Source organism: Calothrix anomala FACHB-343, from assembly GCF_014696435.1.
Classification (GTDB): Bacteria; Cyanobacteriota; Cyanobacteriia; order Cyanobacteriales; family Nostocaceae; genus Aulosira; species Aulosira anomala_A.
The window spans coordinates 48373-68725 of record NZ_JACJQG010000051.1 but is presented as its reverse complement, the minus strand read 5'-3'; the positions used below and the strand labels follow the sequence as shown (position 1 = coordinate 68725).

The window sequence follows — 20353 nt, the reverse complement described above, 5'->3', positions numbered from 1 at the left end:
CCAAAGGCTTGAAAAATTAAGAAGGATTGCCAAGCAGAAGCGCAAGACAATGACTCAACTGATTGAAGACTGGATTGATAGACTACAGGAAGAAAAGCCGCTCCTTTAGGACGGGGCTTTAGACCCAGTTTTTTGGTAACTATTAACAATTAAAATAAATACAAATTATTAATCTTTTTGAAGTAAAGTTTCACTTTTACGAGAGCGCATATCTTCCCCTACTGTAACGTTTAATTGATCGCCAACAAGAAGCACAACCGCACTCATCCATAACCAAAGCATTAAGACAATTACCGCGCCCACCGCACCATAAACTTTATTATAGTTACCAAAATTAGCGACATAAAGCCGAAATAGAGCCGATAAAATTGCCCAAAAAACAGCTGCTAAACTAGCCCCAGGCATCATTGGCGTACCAGAATTCCAAACACTAGGGCCATAGCGATAAACAAAGCCAAAGGCAAAGGCAACAATACTTAAAGCTAAAGGCCAGCGTAACAGTTCCCAAGCATCAAATAAGAAAATTAACAAAGGACTTTCGCGGACTACCAGTCTTAAAATTAGGTCACTGATAAAGACTAAAAATGAGGCTAAGACTAACAGCAAAATATTACCAATGGTTAATCCTAAAGAAATCAATTTAGCTTTCCAAAAGGGACGCATTTTCTCAGGGGGAACTTGATGAATTTGATCCAAAGCTGTCATTGCAGTACTTACCGCTCCGGAAGCCGTCCAAATAGCGATCGCAAAACTGAGAGAAAACAAGCCGCTATTTTTGGAATTAGCGATTTCTGCTGTCGCAAAATCACTAATGAGAACTAGCGCCTCTCTGGGTACAATTTGACTCAACTGCACCAAAAGTTGTCTAAAGGTATCTTGCAAAGAGTCTGCAAATAAACCAATCGCCGTGACAAAAGCGAGAATAGCTGGAAACAGCGACAGCATAGCGTTAAAAGCAATTTCCGAAGCCAGTCCCAAAAGTCGTCTTTCCATCGTCCGCGCAAAAGTTCTCTTAAGATTGCGCCATGTAAGGTGGCGAAAGAAGCGAATAAAACGCGACTGATACATAGTTTGGTAGTTCTAGGGAAGGGGGATGGGGAGGACAAGGGAAGGGAGACAAGGGGGACAAGGGAGACAATTGAGAATTGTACAGACGCGATTAATCGCGTCTCTAACAACTGACTATTGACAAATGACAAATGACCAATGACAAATGACTATTGACTATTGACTAATCAAAAATCACTATGAGTCAAGACCTAACTACACAATGGTTGAATGAGATTCAGTCTTTAAGAGACCAAGTAGCCGCAATTGAGCGCGATCGCGATGCAGCTTGGGAAAGTGCCCAAAAGTGGCGAAAACTCTATAACACAGAAGCAGAACAACGACGCACCGATACTCAACTCTCGCAACAGGCGATCGCATCTTTAAAAGCGGAACTGCAAAAACTCCAAGGTTTGGATACAGGCGCACTTCCTGATGCTACAGCAGTCACAGCTATCCAACAAGAAATTGCACAACTCGAATCGGTGGAGGAATTGAAAAGTAAATTACTCACCGTTATTCAAGAACGCGATCGCCTATTGCAAGCTTTGAAAACTGAGCAAGATAACCACGCTCAAACCCGTAACAATTTAACTACCGCCTTGGGTGATGCTATTGATGGTTGGACAAGAGAACGAGTAGCGCTGGAACAGGAAGCACAACATACCCATTAATTAGGGGCATGGGGCATGGGGCATGGGGCATGGGGCTAGATTTATTTCTCCCTTGTCCTCCTTGTCCCCCTTCCCTTGTCCTCCTTGTCTCCCTTCCCTTTAATACATAGCGATAAAAAAATTTTTCATCGAGACTGCTGGCTCATCCCCCTCATCCCTTTATATCCCTCTTATCCAAGCCCTACTTTAGAAAAGTTTTTGCAAATGTCAGGGGAAAGCCAGTAACAGTCAATATTGTGGATATTAATAAGCTGTATATTAGTTTCTGATGACTGCTGTGTGTTGATTAGGCAAACAGATTGTAGTCAAGAGTCAAAAAACCGTCAGCACCCTTAGCTAGGGCGACTTTAGGAGCCATTGACTTTGGCGCGTGGCTGTTGTTCAAACGTCAAAACTACTGACTATGAACTAGCGACTGTTGACATCTGTGAGCTTAAAGCTTTTATTTCCGTTTGATGAAAAGAGGTAGAAAAATCGTGAAAGGATTGGTGCGTTTATTAACAGTATTTAGCTTGTTGCTTGGTTGTTGGGGATGGCTGGGAACTACTCAGAGCGCCCAAGCTGCTAGTTTCAATAGTCTAACTTTGCCCCAAATGCCAATTTTGGCAATTGAAAAGCAAAATCGTGCAGACGCTAAACTAGCAACGGAATTTGGTAAAAAAATTGATTTAAACAATACCAACGTCCGTGCTTTTCAACAGTACCCAGGTTTGTATCCTACCCTAGCTAAGAAAATCATCAAGAATGCTCCTTACAAAAATGTAGAGGATGTCTTGAATCTTCCCGGATTGAGCGATCGCCAAAAACAAACCTTGCAAGCCAATTTAGATAAATTTACAGTGACAGAATTTGAACCTGCTTTCAATGAAGGAGATGATCGTTTTAACAACGGCATCTATAGATAATTGCAATTTTAGCTAATTTGCTAAATCACAAGCTGCTTCTACTGTCAAGAAGTAGCATTTTCTGCTGAGAGATGGGTATGAGCGGGAAATTTCTGCTTTTACCCTTCTCCTACTTTCTCGATTTCTCCCCTTCGCCCTAAATCTTTTACCTTGTCGCAAATAGATATTTCCAGACAATTTGATGTCTTAGTAGTTGGTGCAGGTGCCGCAGGACTGTATACGGCACTGTGTTTACCAGATTCATTACGAGTCGGTATAATTACCAAAGAAACAGTGGCTTTGTCTGCCAGTGATTGGGCACAAGGTGGTATCGCCGCCGCGATCGCCCCTGAAGATTCTCCAACTTTACATATTGAAGACACTATGCGGGCTGGCGCAGGTTTATGCGATCGCTCTGCTGTAGAATTCCTCGCCGAACACGCCCCTAGTTGCATTCAATCTCTAGTGGAATTGGGGGTAGCTTTCGATCGTCATGGTAGTACTTTAGCTTTAACTTTAGAAGCTGCCCATTCTCGGAATCGGGTGCTTCATGCTGCTGACACCACAGGTAGAGAAGTAATTACTACCTTAACAGCCCAAGTACTGCGACGCCCCAATATTCAGGTGATTCAGCAAGCTTTGGCTTTAAGTTTATGGATGACGCCCCAAGGCGAACGAGTTCAAGGAATTAGCCTATTTTATCAAGGCGAAATTCACTGGATTCAAGCTAAAGCAGTAATTTTAGCAACTGGCGGTGGTGGACAGGTATTTGCTCAAACTACTAACCCGGCTGTGAGTACAGGAGATGGAGTTGCGATCGCAGCTCGTGCTGGTGCTGTACTCCGCGACTTAGAATTTGTTCAGTTTCATCCTACAGCCCTCACCAAACCAGGAGCCGATCGCTTTCTCATTAGTGAAGCTGTACGCGGTGAAGGCGCACACTTAGTTGACAACGAAGGAAGGCGGTTTGTCTTTGACTACCATCCACAAGGCGAACTTGCACCGCGCGATGTAGTTAGTAGAGCAATTTTCAGCCATTTGCAGCGAACTTCCGCCGATCCAGCCACGGCTTATGTCTGGCTAGATATGCGCCCCATCCCCGCAGAAAAAATTCGTCATCGCTTTCCCAACATCATCAAAGTTTGTCAACATTGGGGAATTGATGTCTTCACAGAACCCATACCTGTAGCCCCTGCTGCTCATTACTGGATGGGGGGAATTGTCACAGATTTGATGAATCGCACCAATATTCCTGGTTTGTACGCTGTGGGAGAAACTGCGAGTACGGGAGTACATGGAGCCAATCGTTTAGCCAGCAATTCTTTGTTAGAATGCATTGTCTTTGGCGCACAGATGGCTCATCTAGATTTGTCTTTTGAGCAGTTACCATCAGAAATAGCAGAGTTACCAATCCGCGAATTTCAGACAGAAACTGATGATTGGCAAAGACAGCAACTACATATAGAAGTGCTGAGACAGAAATTACCGCGTTTAGTTTGGCAAAGTGCCGGCATTTCGCGATCGCAATCAGGCTTAGAAGCCGCCATTACTACTGTAGAATCCTGGCAACGAGATTTCGCTGCTCTACCTTTGAGTCAATTCCTACTGTCTTTAAATCCATTAGCACCAGCCCGTTTAAAACTACCAGATGTAGAACGACAATTGCGCCTCTGGGCAGAAACTCGTAATTTGCTAGATGTAGCCGATTTAATTCTCAAAAGCGCTGTTTTTAGAACCGAAAGCCGGGGGGGACACTACCGCTCAGATTATCCAGACACAGACTTGGATTGGCAAGCTCATACCCTTATACAAACATCCCATTGGTGGAAATCTCCGAATTTAAACTATTAGGAATTTTTCCGCCATATTTCGCCAATTCTTTTAACTTGCACTCTTGCTTGCTGCTTAGATGTGGGGGTGAAGCAGCATTTTGCCAGCATCGATCCAAATTTACGTCTTTTGATATTTTGATTGAGTTGTAGATTATATGCTTACTCAGCTTCAATTCTATAACTTTGACTGATTTAGCGCGTACCGCTACCCGACTCGGTGTCAGGACCTCCATAGTTCGGTGGTGTATAAGTTTTTGCTAATTCCAAAGAATTAGCTTCTGCCATAGTTATATTTTCAGTTATATTTTCACTACTATGACTAAACTGATTCATACTCATCTCGCTCAAAGCGGCTGTAGTAGTAGCAGTCTTAGGAATTATTAAGTAAACACCAATAAATAATATGGCAAGACTAGTAATTCTTAAATTATTAGTCACCGATCTAGGTAAATTCGCCGTTTCGCTTTTCATGGTTGTTCTCTATTCTCTAAACGGTAGATATACTTATTGTCTCAGAAAAATATTAAAATTTAGTTAATTTTTTATTCCCAGTAATGAATTTTACTGATAAAAAACGCTTATTATCATCTGGTTAATCGATGTTTGGTTGTCCTTAATTAAATCGATTCGATTTATAGAAATACTATTTTGGTTCTGTTTATAACATCGGTCTAAAGTTAGAGATTTTGCACTATTGCCTCAACACAAGTTTTTACTAAGTTAGCTAAAATTAATACAATCTTAATATTTATACCTAAAACCTATTTGAGATGAATAACAAAGTGAGGAAAATCATCTCCAATCAGCAAAAAGTCTTTCATATTCAGAAATTTTTCAATAGTTAAGATGGCTAAATCTCTACTTCAAACTACCTGTGTTGCCATCTTCAACTCATTCTTAACTGAAAATTATTAGTAAAAATATTATCAATTAAAATTATATTTTCAGTATTTATACTTAAAAAACCATCAGGCTAGTTTTTCAACAGGTAAAATTATTTTTTAATTAACGCCAGTTCGGTTTAAAGAGGTTTATCTCATGTTAAACGCCCAAAACCCTTACCAATGACAAATGACAAATGACAAATGACTAATAATTTCACCGCTCTATTGGAAAAATTACGCAAACTCATAGCGGTTTTTACCAAGATTCTTAGCTCGGTACATAGCAGTATCAGCCTGTTTAATCAAGTTTTCACTGTCCTGGCTGTTAAGCGGATAGATACTGATGCCAATACTAGCGGAAACTCTGGTAGTATACTCATCCAGCACAATTGGTTCTGTAATCGTCCCGAGAATTTTTTCTGCAACTTTTGCAGCTACTTGGATATTAGGAATTGCTCTGACAATTACCGTAAATTCATCGCCACCCAAGCGCGAGACAGTATCACTACCCCGCAAGCAATTGCTGAGTCTTTGTCCGACTGTGACTAACAAGCGATCGCCAATTTCATGCCCTAGAGTATCATTAACTTGTTTAAAGCCATCGAGATCGATAAACAATAACCCTAATAACAAATTATTATTTTCTGCCCAATCTAAAGATTCATGAAGTTGTTCTAAGAAAAATTTACGATTAGAAAGACCAGTTAAGGGATCGTGATATGCCAAATAACGCAGATGGTCTTCTTTACGTTTTAATTCACTATTAGATCTAGATAACTCATCCGCAGTACGCTGGAGTTCTTCTTCTCGCAATTTACGCTTAGTGATATCGCGAATTACCCCAACTAAAAAATAATTTCCAGCCGCATCTTTATGAAACGATCGCTTAGTAGCAATCAGATGAGTTTTACCATAAGCATCAGTAAACGCTTCTTCACTTTCTTGCGGTTGATGCGACTGGAAAACCATTTCATCTTGGTGACGAAATACATCCGCTTCATGCTTGGGAAAAAAGTCATAGTCAGACTTTTCAGTTAATAATTGATTTGGATAACCAATCAATCGACAATAAGCTTCATTTAAAACAATCCACTGATGTTGTTCATTTTTGACAAAAACCGGATCGGGAATTGTGTTAATAACTTGCTGTAAAAACTCCTTCGAGCGTTTTAACTCTTCTTGCATGTAAGCAAAATAACGGATAATCCACATAGCTGAAGTCCCAAAACTCAGCAGTGCAGGCACAAATGGTATCCACCAACCAAGCAAAAAAGCACAATAGACCGATAGCATTAATAATAAGCAACAAACTACAATACTAATTAAGCTTCTGCTGGAATGTCGGATGCGCCATGCTGTCACAGATCCTAGATAAGACCATGCAAAAATCCACAAAAATTCCCATAGCTTAGGCCAAACTTTTAGTAAGGATCGTCCATCCACAGCAGCCGCAATTAAATCATTGATAAAATGGGCTTGCAGTTCAATACCGGCGATTGGTTTAACTGCACCCATAAAGTCGCTGGATTGCGGTACAAAGACAAAATCTTGGAGACTAGGCGCAGTAGAACCAATCAGCACAATGCGATCGCTAAACAAGTTTTTGGATATTTTATTCTCTAGCACATCCCGCATTGATACTTGGCGGAAACTACAAGATTTTTTTGATGGATTAGGACAGCTAAATTTAGGAAAGTTAGACAAAATTTGGTAGCCTTTATCATCAGCACCTACATAGCCACCATCATTAGCCTGAAATCTTGTAAATACTGCCTTACCTAACTGCAAATACTCAGAGTTATTCATTGCAGTTTGCGGACTAATGCCATAGGACTTTAAATATAATAAAGCCAATTTCAACGCAAAACTTTCATGTGCTTGATTATGGATATGCCAATACAACAAACTACGACGTATTTTGCCATCAATGTCATATATAACATTATTAAAGCCGACGCGATCGAGTTGATTCAGCACCGATGGCGGTAAAACACCAGCATTTTTGTTATTTGCTAGTTGTTCAATACCAATTAAATTTGGTATCGACTTATAAGCTTTCACCAAATTTTCATAACCAGGTTCTACTGGTAAATCACGGTATATATCTAAACCAATAGCACGGGGGTTAGAAGCTTTTAATTTTTGTAACAACTGGGCAATTACATTATCTGGGATTGGCCAAGTCCCAACAGAGCGTAAAGAAGCTTCATCAATCGCGACAATCGTAATCCGCTCATCTAGCGGATCTTCTGGACGTAAGCGAAACAATTGATCTAAAGCTGACAATTCTAAAGATTGAAATAATCCAATAGAGCGTACAAGCAAGATGCAGACTGCAACGCAGGAGGCGGTAATTAATTCCCTATTTCCTCGACGAAGCGATTTTTTCAGTCCAGATATGAACTTTACAAGACGCTTGTCTAGCTGCTTACTCATTCCCATTACCTGCTGGGGAGAAATATTTGTTGTTGGCGGATCTCTATTAACTACGTAGCGAAGATAGCTCAATGTCAGCTACATGAAGTTCCTAGAAGTTTCTTCAGATGCTTTGCATTCCTCAAGATTAATCTTGGGTACTCATTATCTGAGGGGATGGTAGTTGTAACTTAGCCGTCTCATATCACAAATTCAGTATAAATAGTGTTTGCTAAGAACAGTAATATATATATGGGTAATTTTAAAAGCCTAAGATTGTAGTTAAATGTTGGCATTTTTTAGCAAAAAAGTTTAAAAAAATACATTCACATCAACTTGCACTAGTGAATCTACTTAAAAAATAGTCACCAATCAATGTTTAAATCTGGAAATTATTTAAGTATTAAAACTATAAAAAATAAAGATGAACAAAAATTCTTAACTAATAAATAATATACAAGATAATATCTGATACCTCTATATTATTTGTGACTTAAAATACTAAAGCTGCTGCCTCTAATATTTATTGTTGAGTCTGTTGATAGCAAAGTAAGTCGGTAATTGCAGCAAAATATCTTCAGAAACTTAAATACGCTGAAAACCCTCACAAATGACAACTGCACGAGCGAGTTTACAAATATCCTCAAATCTCCATAACGATCTCGCATAAACCCGTCCCTACAGCGATTGTCCATATGACAATTGTACAGACGCGATTAATCGCGTCTCTAACAAATGACTAATGACTAGTTATCTTGAATTGCAATACGCTAGAGCGCAAAAAAATAAGTCAACCGACAGCAAATTTACTACTACCGATTGACTATTGAGGATCATGTATCAGCCAAAGTTGCGATAACTCAACTGGTTAAAACTATTACTTGAAATATTTGAAGTTGCGAGCGCCTGTATAATTAGAAACCTTGGCTAACTCATCTAAATTTTGCACTCCGCTATAGGGTTTGCCATTAATTATCCAGGTAGGAAAGCCTTGTATATTGGCAGCTTTACACTTATCTGGTTGCCCTTTTAATCCATCGGGAGCGCACTCTACTTTTACGTCTTTCTCATCAATAATCTTGTAAGCTTCTTTACCAAAGAGTAGCTTTTGTTCGTGGCAATGCGGACACCAATAGGCGACATATTCTTTAGCACCAATTTTCGCCAGATGGTTGGCTAGGGCGATTTCTGCTTCACCAGAAGTAGTTGTAATTTCCCAACCAAATTCGGGATTAGGATTGACTTTGGGAGTAAAGCTGATTTGGACTGGTTTACCAGGAGTAGAAGTAACTGTATCGCCTGAGGTATTGATACCTGAATAAATGCCCAAAGTGCCAATTAGTGTTACCATCCCGACAATCAAAGCGGTAAAAAAGATTTGCCCGACATCCTCCCAAGTCCGACCAAGAATAGTCAGTACTAACATGCTCAGAGAGAAAATAGCCGAGCCGATACAGTAAGGACAAATGGCTTTGATTTGCGTTGCGAGTACATACATTAAGTAGCCACTGAAGATGGACATAGCGATCGCACCCACTAACAGCAACCACCAAGTCCAGTTTTCTATTTGTTTGCGGTTATTATCTCCAGACTTCAAGACTAAAGGAGCCAAAGCAAATATCAGCATACTTAGATAAGCCAATAGCCCAAACAAAGCTAATGGCTGACCTAAAACAGTCGCCCAAGGGCTGGAAAGCACATCACCACAGCCTTTAAAACCAGCTTGTTGTGCCGGACAAGTAACAGTATTTCCTGTTAATTTCTCGATAGTCAAATAACCTGTTGTTAGGGCACCAAGTCCCGCGATCGCGGCAATCAATTGTCGCGACCATTTATGAATCCAAGGAGTAGAACGGCGACGAATCATAAGTTTTCTTGGGAATGAGGAATTGGGAATGGGGAATTGAGCATTGGGCATGGGGCATTGGGCATTGGGCATTGGGCATTGGGCATGGAGCATTTGTTTTGCCCGATCCTTTTTCCCTAGCCTAAGCGCCCCTAGTCCCTAGTCCCTAGTCCCTAGCCCCTAGTTCCTAATCCCCACTCCCTAAGAACGTATAGTTACAGAGGAAATTGATTTAGTTTCGCCCTTAGAGTTCCAACTCCGATGGGCGGCTTCAACAAATTGACTGACGCGAATGGGGTCAATTGGTTGTTCAATTTGACCGTGACGTTTGAGGGAACTAGAAACAATTACACCATCTGCTGCTTGCATCAGTGTACCTATGTTTTCCCAATTGGCTCCACTGCCAATAAATACAGGTGTGCCATTTGCTGCACCACAGGCCAGTTCCAAATCTTCTATATTCGGTGGACTACCAGTAGCCCAGCCTGACAAAATCACTGCATCTGCCAAACCTCTTTCAATTGTGTCTTTGACAGCAACTGTGAGATTCGGGGAACTTAAAGGGCGGGCGTGTTTAACCAATACATCGGCTAAAATTTTAACATCACTGCCCAGTTCTCGCCGATAGCGGAGTAATTGATGGGCTTCGCCTTCAATTAATCCTTGATCTGTAGCCATGACTCCAGTGAGGACGTTAACGCGAATAAATTGCGCCCGCACGCAACTGGCGATCGCTAATGCACTTTTCGCGTCGTTTCGCAATACATTTAAGCCAATAGGCAAGGTCACTAAATTTTGGATTCGCTGCACCACTACAGTCATGGCACTCACAACTGCTGGATCGACCTGATTTTTAGTAAACGGCGCATCAAAAAAATTTTCGACAATAATACCGTCAACTCCACCACTGGCTAGGGCGGTTGCTTCTTGTTCGGCGCGATCGATCACTGTTTTTAGGCTACCTCCCCAACGGGGTGAGGTGGGCAGTGGTAGTAGGTGAACTACGCCAATAATCGGTGTTCGAGTTTTAAATAGCTGATATAAGTCCACGTCAATTTTTTAGGAGGGGTGAGGGATTAGAGGCGCTAAGACTAGGGGCTAGGTGTTAGGGACTAGGGGCTAGGGAAATTCTGATTTCCTCATTTTCACTTTCCTAACCACTTTCAGTCTCTAGTTCCTAGTATTGAACCACAGAAATTTTGCTGGTTTTGTACTCAGCAAGATTTGTGCTTCACAATCCACCGACTGAAGTCCTGGTTAAGAACTAATTTATCTATCATTATTAATGTAGTAAGCCACTATTCCTAGTCCTTTCTAGTCCCTAACTCCTCCCTTCCTTAGCATTAAATGGTGTTTTATGTGGTAGGTTTTACCGCCTCTATCCCAGGACGGAAATTGCGGTAAAACCTTCCATAAGATATGTTAAGATAAAACCTGACTACAAAGAGGAGTTTGCAACTCACAAGACGCGAGGCAGCTTCCTACAGTCTGAGGTTTATTTCCTGCGCATGTTCGTAGGTAAAGCCCAATCTGTACGGGTAGCATTACCGCTTGTTGAGGCGTAGGCGCGAGCGCGATTTCCCTGAGGGTAGCGACTTCTCACAACCAGCCCTTTGGGCGGCTTCCCGATGGGTAAATTAACAACGCATACGCTGCGGTAATGTAAAATACCAATAGGCGAATTGTTAAAAAACATCAACAAGTGTCAAATGTACCCCAAGACACTTTATCTTACCCTGGGAAAACTGATTAATAAAAGCATCATAACATGACCTGAAAGTTGATTTGGGTCATAGGTTTGCGGACAGCGATGGGTAATGCTACCCTTCCACTTGAATACTGTCCACATGTTGGGTGCAAATAAAAACAGACCTCAACACTGTTTGGATTTAGATGAAAAGAAAAAAACTGAAAATTTTGGCAAAATATGGGTGACAAGCCAACGATTGCAATTTCTCACCTGGGCTGCGAGAAAAATCGAATTGATACAGAACATATGCTAGGACTGCTTGTCAACGCAGGCTATGGCGTAGATAGTAATGAAGAGTTAGCAGATTACGTTATTGTCAATACTTGTAGTTTTATTGAAGCAGCAAGAGAAGAATCTGTTAAAACTTTGGTAGAGTTAGCAGAGGCGAATAAAAAAATCGTAATTGCTGGCTGTATGGCGCAGCACTTCCAAGAACAATTATTGGCAGAGTTGCCAGAAGCAGTAGCCGTAGTAGGTACAGGCGATTATCACAATATTGTAAATGTAATTGAGCGGGTAGAACAAGGAGAACGGGTCAAGCAGGTTAGTATAGAACCAACCTATATTGCCGATGAAACTACACCGCGCTATCGCACTACAACCGAAGGCGTAGCTTATCTGCGGGTGGCCGAAGGCTGTGATTATCGTTGTGCGTTTTGTATTATTCCCCATCTGCGGGGAAACCAGCGATCGCGTACCATTGAATCGATTGTCACTGAAGCCAAGCAGTTAGCTAGCCAAGGGGTACAAGAAATCATTTTAATTTCCCAAATCACTACTAATTATGGTTTGGATATTTATGGCAAGCCAAAGTTAGCCGAATTACTCCGCGCTTTGGGAGAAGTAGATGTACCCTGGATCAGGATGCACTATGCTTATCCCACAGGCTTGACACCAGATGTCATCGCCGCGATTCAAGAAGTACCAAATGTCCTTCCCTACTTAGATTTGCCCTTACAGCATTCTCACCCGGAAATTCTCCGCGCCATGAACCGTCCCTGGCAAGGGCGGGTAAATGATGGAATTATTGAGCGCATTAAGCAAGCGCTACCATCTGCGGTGCTGAGAACAACATTTATTGTTGGTTTTCCTGGAGAAACCGATGAGCATTTTGAACATCTACTACAGTTTGTTCAACGGCACGAATTCGATCATGTAGGCGTGTTCACCTTTTCCCCAGAAGAGGAAACCCCAGCCTACAAGCTACCAAATCAGTTGCCTCAAGTCGTCATGGATGAGCGCCGCAGCCGCCTCATGGAACTGCAACAACCAATTACTTGGCGAAAGAATCAACAGGAAGTCGGCAAAACTGTCAATGTCCTGATTGAGCAAGAAAATCCTGAAACTGGAGAATTGATTGGTCGTTCTGCAAGATTTGCCCCAGAAATTGACGGGCAGGTTTATGTGGTTGGTCAGGCGCAGTTAGGAACAATAGTGCCAGTAGACATCCAAAGTGCTGATACGTATGACCTTTACGGTCAAATTGTCAATAACTAATTTGTCAAAAAGTCCAAAGTCCAAAGTCCAAAGTCCAATGTTTAATCACCAATGACTATTGACTATTGACTAATGACTCTTGACCAATGACTAAATCCAAAAATCCAAAAGAAAATTTTAGGAGATTTAATGAATCTTTCGTTTCAAGAACTCGGCATTTCCCAAGAACGTGTTGAACACCTAGAAAAAATCGGTTTCACCACACCGACTAATATTCAAAGCCAAGCCATTCCTCAACTGTTAGCAGGTCGTGATGTAGTCGGTCAATCCCAAACCGGAACTGGGAAAACCGCAGCTTTTTCTCTGCCAATTTTAGAACGGCTAGATATTGGTCAAAGAGCTGTACAAGCACTGGTGTTAACTCCGACTCGCGAGTTAGCGATGCAAGTTCATGATGCTATCAGCCAATTTATTGGTGACAGTGGATTGCGGGTGTTAGCAATTTATGGCGGTCAGTCCATCGATCGGCAAATTTTGCAACTCAGACGTGGCGTACATATCGTTGTCGGTACTCCAGGACGGGTGATCGACTTGCTAGATAGAGGTAGCCTCAAACTCGATCAAGTCAAGTGGTTTGTCTTAGATGAAGCCGATGAAATGTTAAGCATGGGCTTTATCGATGATGTGATCAAAATTCTTTCCCAAGCACCGGAAGACCGCCAAACAGCTTTATTCTCCGCTACCATGCCGCTATCAATTCGGCAATTGGTGAATAAGTTTTTGCGATCGCCTGTCACAGTGACCGTAGAACAGCCCAAAGCTGCACCTACTAAGATTAATCAGGTAGCTTACCTCATTCCTCGCCACTGGACAAAAGCCAAAGCACTACAACCAATTCTGGAAATGGAAGATCCAGAATCAGCTTTGATATTTGTTCGTACCAGACGCACCGCCGCCGAACTCACTAGCCAACTGCAAGCAGCCGGACATAGTGTCGATGAATACCACGGTGATTTGTCGCAACAAGCCAGAGAGCGCTTATTAAGCCGCTTCCGCAATCGTCAAGTCCGTTGGGTGGTAGCAACTGATATCGCCGCACGGGGATTAGATGTAGACCAACTGTCACACGTGATCAACTACGACTTACCTGATAGCGTCGAAACCTACGTTCACCGCATTGGTCGTACTGGTCGGGCTGGTAAAGAAGGAACAGCGATTTCCCTAGTCCAGCCATTTGAGCGCCGCAAGCAGCAGATATTTGAACGCCATAACCGCCAAAGCTGGCAATTGCTGTCAATTCCTACCAGGGCACAAATTGAAGCACGCCACATCAATAAATTGCAAGAACAAGTGAGAGAAGCTTTGGCTGGCGAACGTTTAGCTTCATTTTTGCCGATAGTTAGCGAACTGATCGAAAAATATGATGCTCAGGCGATCGCAGCTGCTGCATTGCAAATCGCTTACGATCAAACTCGTCCTGCTTGGTTAAGTTCAGATATTGAAATTCCTCAAGAGGAAAATATCTCTACTCCCAAACCCAAGTTGGTTAAACGTCGTGATTCTGGAGAACGTACCCGTTCTTCTTGGAGCAAATCAGACAACAACATCGGTGATGATGACAGACGCTCTACTCCCAAGCCAAAATTGCGGACAGGTCGTCGTGATGCTTCCGTAGCACCGGTTAATCAAAAGCTAGGTTCATCTTCAGGTAGAGAATCGGCTTCCTAACACAACAAGAGTCAGTTATGTGCAGGGGCTATCCCCCTGAAATCAACTGGCGTTCAATTAAGCGGGTTTTGTGAATATTCCGTTAGTGGTCTATCGCAATAGTTTTGATAAGTTCGTAGTAAAGTACTTTAGTGTTGGAAAATGCAGGGCTGAAGTCCTGACTACGAATTTATTCGCCCTGTCATGATTAGTGCGATGAACCACTAGCTTGGTTGTGTGTAATTCCAAGTTTTGAATTTTGGTTGATTTGGGCTAAATAAAAAATATTTTTCTGGTGAATTGCCTGTAATTTTACGGGCATATTGTGTATTTAAAAGTTACATGTTTAACTTGCATATATTGGGCGGGCGAGACGCCCACCCCACAAGAAATGTACAATTTCAGATTATGCAAACTAGATGTGGTTCAGCTTATTCAAGAATTAATAGAATTGGCGGTGCGTTGCGCTGCGCGACAACACACCCTACATTGAAAAATTATTAGTAAAAAATCTTACAGCCAGGGGCGAGTGATTTGTTCTAACTCGCTGATTTCGTCATCGCTTAATTTCCAGCCTAAAGCGCCAGCATTTTGTTTTACTTGCTGGGCAGTTTTCACGCCGGCAATGGGAATGACGTTACCTTGGGCAATTAACCAATTTAGAGCAACTTGGGCAGGAGTGCGATCGTATTTCTCGCCAAATTTTTGTAGTAAAGAAATCACTGGTGTAATTTTTTGCAAGCCATCTTTACTAAATCTTGGGTCAATTTTTCTTGCGCCAGTAGGTGTTTCGCTACTATTAGCGGTGTATTTTCCTGTAAGTAAACCCTGAGCGAGCGGGCTGTATGCCAAAATTGTTACACCTAAATCACGAGCCGTCGAGAGGATACCTTGGCTTTCAATTTGGCGAGACAGCAAAGAGTAGCGTACCTGATTTACTGCTAAAGGTATTCCCCTAGCTGCCAAAATTTGGTGTGCTTCTCGCATTTGTGTGGCTGAATAATTACTCACGCCTATAGCGCCAATTCTGCCCTTTTGCACTTCATCAGCTAGGGCGTTCATCAGTGTTTCTTGGCTTAAAAAGAAGGTAAAAGGCCAATGGACTTGATAAAGTTCGATTCGCTGTAATTGTAGGCGCTTGAGGCTGTCTGTTAACGCATCAGCAACTGATTGTCCGGTAAATCGCCAAGGGAGAGGCCCAAATTTTGTGGCAATTTGTACGGGTTGCTGGGTTTGCTGCAAAAATTGTCCGAGAAGAGTTTCGCTAACCCCTAATCCGTAAACTTCCGCGGTATCAAAGAAAGTTACACCAGCTTCTAGAGCGGCTGTGAAGGCTTCTTTTAACTGTTCTGGGCCGTAACCATCGCCATAATTCCAAAAAAGTTTATCTCCCCAAGCCCAAGTACCCAGACAAAGGGGTGTAACAACTGGGCCATTTTTCCCTAAAGTAATTGTTTCCACGTTTGTCAACATTATATTTATTGTTACATTTCTTTACTTTTTTAGTTTAGCGTTACACCTCATAGTGCGTAATCAATCGCAGGGGAGGGAAAGAGGACAAGGATAAATAACCATTGTACAGACAAGGGTTATCGCGTCTCTAATGACAAATTTTAGAGAAATCTGGAATGCCAGGGTTTATCTTGAGTAAATGGGACAATAAAATTCCAGATCGCATAAAGTAGCTATGGCAAGCAGTGAAGCTTTTGATTCTGCAAGTAATTCTCAGTCTGTGCCAAGGGTCAATCTGCTGACCATGTTTAGGCTAGGCTTATTTCAAATGGGGTTGAGTATGATGTCTATCTTGACTCTGGGGGTACTCAACAGAGTCATGATTCAGGAAATCGCCATTCCGGCCACGTTAGTGGCGTTAGTGCTGGCGCTACCGGCATTTGTTGCGCCTTCGCGGATTTTGTTTGGGCAAATATCAGATGCGAAGCCGATATGGGGTTATCATCGCACAGCTTATGTATGGGTAGGCGCAGCAATATTTGCGATCGCTTCCTTTTTATCTGTACAAATAATGTGGCAGCTGGATTTTGCTGCTCAAAGTGCAGGTACTTGGGTTTGGAATACGCAAACTATTGGTTGGACTGCTTTGCTGTCTTTAGTATTTGCAATCTATGGTTTAGCCCTTTGCGCCAGTGGTACGGCTTTCGCTGCTTTATTAGTGGATGTGTCGGAAGAAGACAACCGTTCTAAAGTAGTTGGTGTTGTCTGGTCGATGCTGATGGTAGGGATTATTGTGGGGGCAATTATTAGCTCTAGCCTACTAAGGCAAATCACATCAGGAGCTAGCATAGAAATTTTGCAGGCAGCAGTCAATAGATTATTTATGATTGTGCCAGCTTTGGTATTTGGATTTGCGATCGCGGCAACGTTAGGTGTCGAGAAAAAATACTCTTTATATACCAAACGTTCTCAAGTGGTGAATCGGGAAGATAGCATCAGCTTGGGTAAAGCCTGGGAAATCCTCACAGCTAGCCCGCAAACAGGCTTGTTTTTCACATTTTTATTTGTGATGACTATTAGCTTGTTTATGCAAGATCCAATTGTGGAACCCTTTGCAGGGCAAGTTTTTAACATGCCTTTAGCGGAAAGTACTAAGCTGAACGTTTTTTACGGCACAGGTATTCTGATTGCCTACGGGATTACTGGCTTTATCATTGTGCCCCGCTTAGGTAAGCGTAGAACTGCAAAACTCGGCTGTATTTTAGTGGCATTTGCTTCCCTGTTGCTAGGTTTCTCAGGATTTTCAGCGAATCCAGCGTTTCTCAAATTTGGTTTAGTGTTATTTGGTTTAGCTACAGGTTTCTTAACCACAGCTGCAGTTAGCTTAATGCTAGATTTGACGGCGGCGGAAGCAGCAGGTACATTTATTGGTGCTTGGGGACTAGCACAATCTATCTCTAGAGGTTTGGCTGTTGTCATTGGTGGTGCTGTATTAGATACAGGTCGCAAGCTACTACCTAGCCTAGAGTTAGCTTATGGACTAGTATTTGTCTTAGAAGCTATAGGTATGTTGGTATCAATTTGGTTTCTTAATCGCGTAAATGTGGCAGAATTTCAAACTAGTACCAAACAAGCGATCGCTTCTGTTTTGGAAAGCGATTTAGATTAAATGGGCATTGGGCATGGGGCATTGGGCAGAGACGCGATGAATCGCGTCTCTACAATTGTCCTCCTTGTCCGCCTTGTCTTTCTTCTTTTCCTTTATCTCCTGATTCATGAACGATTTTTGGCATACAATTCTCGATTTTGCCCAAACTACCACTGCTAAGGTGGGTAAGCAATTAATGCAAGATTTTGGGCGGGTGCAGGCTTCACAAAAGGCTGATGGCACTTTGGTGACACAATCTGATAAATGGGCGGATCAAACCCTCAGGGATGCGATCGCATCTACTTTTCCTGGCTACGGGATTTTAAGTGAAGAAGCAGATCGGGTTTTTCCTGGTACAGAATGGTGTTGGGTAATTGACCCGTTGGATGGTACAACTAACTTTACAAGGGGCATTCCTATTTGGTCGATTTCTTTGGGTCTGCTGTATCGAGGAATACCAATTTTCGGTTTTATCTACGCGCCACCACTGAATCAAACTTTTCATGGTTTTTGGCAAGGTAATTCTGGATTAGCAACACCTACTGGGGCTTTTCTCAACCATCACCCCATCCATTCTAGCCCTGATGCTCCCAGCAATAATCACTTTTTTAATCTTTGTTCTCGCAGTACAGCAGCGATGCAACCAGACTTTCCCTGTAAAATTCGCATGTTGGGTGTAGCTAGCTATAACTTCCTGACTGTGGCGACTGGTGCGACTTTGGGAGGAATTGAAGCTACACCCAAAGTTTGGGATTTAGCAGGCGCTTGGGTAATTGTGCAAGCGGCTGGCGCTACTTGGAAATCTTTAAAAACAGAGCCATTTCCCCTGACAACTGGAGAAGATTATAGCGATCGCTCTTTTCCTACGTTGGTAGTTAGTCGTTCGGAATTAGTGCCTGTGTTTACACCATTTTTGGCAAATGTCAAGATTTAGCTAATCTCCCAGCCAAAATCTAAAGTAATCAAATATACCTTCTAACCCTTTACCAACAAGGGTTTAATTATATTTCCAATTAATTCAATTAGTTGTAACTAATTTATACTGTGTTGTCACTCCCATAATATTGCGGTGAGACACCGAGTATAAAAATACCTATGTTGTCCAATTTAGAATTGATGCGAGTCTTTGTTTATAACTCGATCCAAAAACAAGAAGTTTTACTATCAAATCCTTTTTTAACGGCGCAAACAGTCTATCAAAGCACCCAACTCATGGCCAAAACAGAAGGTGTGATTGCAACTGCCGAATTAACTCATACACCATCAGTATTTTTAGTGAATGCCAGTTCATCTTACTGGGAAATCATGAATGAGGTACTAGCTGACTATAGCTATATTCTTACAGGTGAGTTGGATCGTCGCGGTTTCTATGAATATCGTTACTGCCAAGTACCTAATGGTTATAAAATGCACGGTACTAAATCGGTTTTTTTATGGCGTGCTTGGTGGAAATATCGTAAATATGCTCAACAATTGGGAATTCCCTTAGAATTGCTCATCCGCACAAGAAATGCATGGTATCCCATTAGAGATTTAAATATTAGCGACGGACTTCTCTATATTAAAACCTTAGGAAATGAGATAGCAGTACATGGAGATGACTTGATAACTTGGTTAAGCAAAATTCACCCTAATTCCTACAACATTACCAACACGACAATTCTGCAGAAAGAGTAAGAGTGATTTTATACTAATTAATTTAATCTGTTGAGGTTTCTCGGAGATTTTTGATGAAAGGACTCTGGCTCGAAAACAACCAATTACAATTACGTAATGATATTCCCACTCCCGAACCACCACCAGGAGAAGCCCTTGTCAGGGTTTTGCGTGCAGGGATTTGCAATACTGATTTAGAATTGCTCAGAGGCTACTATCCCTACAGTGGAATCTTAGGACATGAGTTTGTTGGTGTTGTTGAACAAGGGCCAGAAAACTTACTTAATCAGCGAGTAGTCGGTGAAATTAACGCTGTTTGCGGACATTGTCGATTTTGCTTGAGTCAACAATCAACTCATTGTGAAAATCGCACTGTATTAGGTATTGTCAATCGTCACGGAGCTTTTGCTGAATATCTCTGTTTACCGATCGCAAATTTACATACCGTACCCGATAATGTGCCTACAGAAGTAGCAACATTTACCGAACCCTTAGCCGCAGCTTTAGAAATTCAGCAGCAGGTAGAGTTAGGCGCTAACCATCGAGTAGTGGTAGTAGGAGATGGTAAACTCGGTCAACTAGTAGCGCAAACAATAGCGCTTACAGGTTGTGAACTGTTAGTAGTAGGGCGTCATCAAGATAAACTTGCTAATCTAGAAGCGCGAGGAATTAAAACGGGTTTAGCTACTGCTGTTAAAGATAGATATTTCGATATTTCTGTAGAATGTACAGGAAATCCCGAAGGATTTGCGATCGCTCGTCGCGCCTTACGTCCTAGAGGTACATTAGTATTGAAAAGTACCTATGCAGGGAACCTCAGCTTAGATGCTTCGTCATTGGTGGTAGATGAAATCACTCTGATTGGTTCTCGTTGCGGCCCCTTTGCACCCGCACTGCAATTACTCGCCACAGCACAAGTAGACGTACAACCATTAATTCAAGCTCGCTATCAACTCAGCGAAGGTTTAGCAGCTTTTGCACATGCTCAGAGTCGAGGAGTTCTCAAAGTTTTGTTAGAAATTGGTTAATAGTCAATAGTCAATAGTCAATAGTCAATGGTCAATTGTCATACCAATCCGCATTGTGATACGTAAACATTTTCGTAGGGGCGGGGTTTCCCC

The 20353-nt window shown here is 42.0% G+C and carries 15 protein-coding genes; 9 read left to right on the top strand and 6 right to left on the bottom strand.

The features are described from left to right. Positions 1 to 168: 168 nt before the first annotated feature. On the bottom strand, positions 169 to 1068 hold the full coding sequence (locus H6G08_RS25180) for a YihY/virulence factor BrkB family protein (RefSeq protein ID WP_190547977.1): 900 nt from the start codon (positions 1066 to 1068) through the stop codon (positions 169 to 171). 179 nt (positions 1069 to 1247) lie between these two features. Here H6G08_RS25180 and H6G08_RS25175 point away from each other — a divergent pair, with 179 nt between their 5' ends. The 3 genes from H6G08_RS25175 (at position 1248) to nadB (ending at position 4456) form a co-directional block, all read left to right on the top strand. Continuing rightward, positions 1248 to 1721 (top strand): hypothetical protein, encoded by a 474-nt coding sequence (locus tag H6G08_RS25175; RefSeq protein WP_096643821.1) that lies wholly within the window; start codon positions 1248 to 1250, stop codon positions 1719 to 1721. Positions 1722 to 2197: 476 nt separating this feature from the next. Next, complete coding sequence (gene psbU, locus H6G08_RS25170; RefSeq protein ID WP_190547975.1) at positions 2198 to 2626, top strand: photosystem II complex extrinsic protein PsbU; 429 nt, start codon at positions 2198 to 2200, stop codon at positions 2624 to 2626. A 150-nt stretch (positions 2627 to 2776) separates the two neighbouring features. Then, positions 2777 to 4456: an L-aspartate oxidase gene (gene nadB, locus H6G08_RS25165; RefSeq protein WP_190547973.1), complete on the top strand. Its 1680-nt coding sequence runs from the start codon at positions 2777 to 2779 to the stop codon at positions 4454 to 4456. 173 nt (positions 4457 to 4629) lie between these two features. On the opposite strand, the gene H6G08_RS25160 is transcribed toward nadB, so the two are convergent. The 4 genes from H6G08_RS25160 to btpA form a co-directional block, all read right to left on the bottom strand. Further along, entirely contained in the window at positions 4630 to 4908 is a 279-nt protein-coding gene (locus tag H6G08_RS25160) for a hypothetical protein (protein WP_190547971.1), read from the bottom strand. Positions 4909 to 5555: 647 nt separating this feature from the next. After that, positions 5556 to 7757: a CHASE2 domain-containing protein gene (locus tag H6G08_RS25155; protein WP_190547969.1), complete on the bottom strand. Its 2202-nt coding sequence runs from the start codon at positions 7755 to 7757 to the stop codon at positions 5556 to 5558. Positions 7758 to 8613: 856 nt separating this feature from the next. Further along, positions 8614 to 9603 carry a vitamin K epoxide reductase family protein gene (locus H6G08_RS25150; RefSeq protein WP_190547983.1) on the bottom strand — a complete coding sequence of 330 codons (990 nt, stop codon included), beginning with the start codon at positions 9601 to 9603 and terminating at the stop codon, positions 8614 to 8616. A 180-nt stretch (positions 9604 to 9783) separates the two neighbouring features. Beyond that, positions 9784 to 10632 carry a photosystem I biogenesis protein BtpA gene (btpA, locus tag H6G08_RS25145; RefSeq protein WP_190547967.1) on the bottom strand — a complete coding sequence of 283 codons (849 nt, stop codon included), beginning with the start codon at positions 10630 to 10632 and terminating at the stop codon, positions 9784 to 9786. An 877-nt stretch (positions 10633 to 11509) separates the two neighbouring features. Between btpA and rimO the strand changes: the two genes are divergently transcribed. Together rimO and H6G08_RS25135 are read left to right on the top strand one after the other, a co-directional pair. Continuing rightward, positions 11510 to 12829 (top strand): 30S ribosomal protein S12 methylthiotransferase RimO, encoded by a 1320-nt coding sequence (rimO, locus tag H6G08_RS25140; RefSeq protein WP_190547965.1) that lies wholly within the window; start codon positions 11510 to 11512, stop codon positions 12827 to 12829. Positions 12830 to 12958: 129 nt separating this feature from the next. Further along, complete coding sequence (locus H6G08_RS25135) at positions 12959 to 14497, top strand: DEAD/DEAH box helicase (RefSeq protein ID WP_190547963.1); 1539 nt, start codon at positions 12959 to 12961, stop codon at positions 14495 to 14497. Between the two features lie 492 nt (positions 14498 to 14989). On the opposite strand, the gene H6G08_RS25130 is transcribed toward H6G08_RS25135, so the two are convergent. Further along, positions 14990 to 15937 carry an aldo/keto reductase gene (locus H6G08_RS25130; RefSeq protein WP_190547981.1) on the bottom strand — a complete coding sequence of 316 codons (948 nt, stop codon included), beginning with the start codon at positions 15935 to 15937 and terminating at the stop codon, positions 14990 to 14992. Positions 15938 to 16163: 226 nt separating this feature from the next. Here H6G08_RS25130 and H6G08_RS25125 point away from each other — a divergent pair, with 226 nt between their 5' ends. From H6G08_RS25125 to H6G08_RS25110, 4 genes are all read left to right on the top strand, one after another. Beyond that, complete coding sequence (locus tag H6G08_RS25125; RefSeq protein WP_190547961.1) at positions 16164 to 17597, top strand: BCD family MFS transporter; 1434 nt, start codon at positions 16164 to 16166, stop codon at positions 17595 to 17597. Positions 17598 to 17703: 106 nt separating this feature from the next. Next, complete coding sequence (locus H6G08_RS25120) at positions 17704 to 18510, top strand: inositol monophosphatase family protein (RefSeq protein WP_190547959.1); 807 nt, start codon at positions 17704 to 17706, stop codon at positions 18508 to 18510. 161 nt (positions 18511 to 18671) lie between these two features. After that, complete coding sequence (locus H6G08_RS25115) at positions 18672 to 19253, top strand: hypothetical protein (protein ID WP_190547957.1); 582 nt, start codon at positions 18672 to 18674, stop codon at positions 19251 to 19253. A 53-nt stretch (positions 19254 to 19306) separates the two neighbouring features. Then, the gene (locus tag H6G08_RS25110; RefSeq protein WP_190547955.1) at positions 19307 to 20260 is read left to right on the top strand and encodes an MDR/zinc-dependent alcohol dehydrogenase-like family protein; all 954 of its coding nucleotides are present in this window, start codon (positions 19307 to 19309) and stop codon (positions 20258 to 20260) included. Positions 20261 to 20353 lie beyond the last annotated feature (93 nt).